Raw genomic sequence first — 1,016 nt, 5'->3', positions numbered from 1 at the left:
TCACGGCGCGCCGCCGTCGTCGTACTCTCCGTCATGGAACTGGGCCTACTTCACCGCATCCGCTGCGCCCGCCAGCTGCGGCAGGAACGTGTCCAGCGACCACGGCAGGCTCAGCGGGGAGGACGCGGAGATGGACAGGGTCAGGGTGTTGTCCGAGTCGGCAACCAGGGCGCCGTTCTTGATGGCGGGGATCTGACCGAGCAGGGGGTCGGACTTGATGGAATCAGTGGTGGCGGCGTCCGGAACCCAGGTCACGAAGATATCGGACTCGAGCTCGTTGGCCTTTTCAGCGGACCAGGGGATGAAGAATTCCTTGGAGCCCTTGGAATTTTCCTCCACCACGGGCGCCAGCTCCATGCCGATTTCGGAGAGGAAGCGGGGACGGTTGTCATTGGCGGTGTAGACGTTGACGCCGTCAGCCGATGCCGGCTCCAGGTTGCCATAGATGAAGCTCTTGCCGGTGATCTGCGGGTACTCGGCAACCTTTTCCTTGATGGTGGCCTCGGTGTCGGAGACCAGCTTGGCGGCTTCGGCCTCCTTGCCGAGGGCCTTGCCAATGATGGAGGTGGAGTCCTGCCAGGAGGTCCCATAGGCCAGTTCAGGGTGGGCCACCACCGGCGCGATTTCGGTGAGCTTCTTGTAGTCCTCCTCGGTGAGGCCCGAGTACGCGGCAAGGATGACGTCCGGGGTGAGCTTGGCGATCTCGGTGAAGTTGATGCCGTCCGCCTCGGAGTACTGCACCGGGGCTTTGTCCGAGCCGAATCCGGCGCCGAGCTCTTCGAGCGCCGCGTCCTTCCACGGGGTGGACCCCTGCTCGTTGCCGCCCCATTCGTTCTTGGGCACGCCCACCGGCACAACACCGAGGGCAATGGCGACGTCGTCATTAACCCAGGAGACAGTGGCCACGCGGGTGGGCTGCTTCTCGATGGTGGTTTCGCCGTAGACGTGCTCGATGGTGACGGGGAACTGCGAGCTGCTGGAGCTGGAGGCGCTGGTGTCGGCGGTGGAGGACGCGG

Annotated in this window: 1 protein-coding gene; it reads right to left on the bottom strand. The window is 64.5% G+C overall.

The window, feature by feature from the left end; all coding sequences use genetic code 11:
• Positions 1 to 45: 45 nt before the first annotated feature.
• Positions 46 to 1,016: iron-siderophore ABC transporter substrate-binding protein (locus tag ACKAE7_RS21035; protein WP_408980227.1), on the bottom strand; the 971-nt coding region annotated here is incomplete at its 5' end.

The organism is Pseudarthrobacter sp. NKDBFgelt (assembly GCF_046097905.1).
Lineage (GTDB): Bacteria > Actinomycetota > Actinomycetes > Actinomycetales > Micrococcaceae > Arthrobacter > Arthrobacter polychromogenes.
Note: the sequence above shows the minus strand (reverse complement) of the source record. Positions and strands in the feature narration are given on the sequence as shown.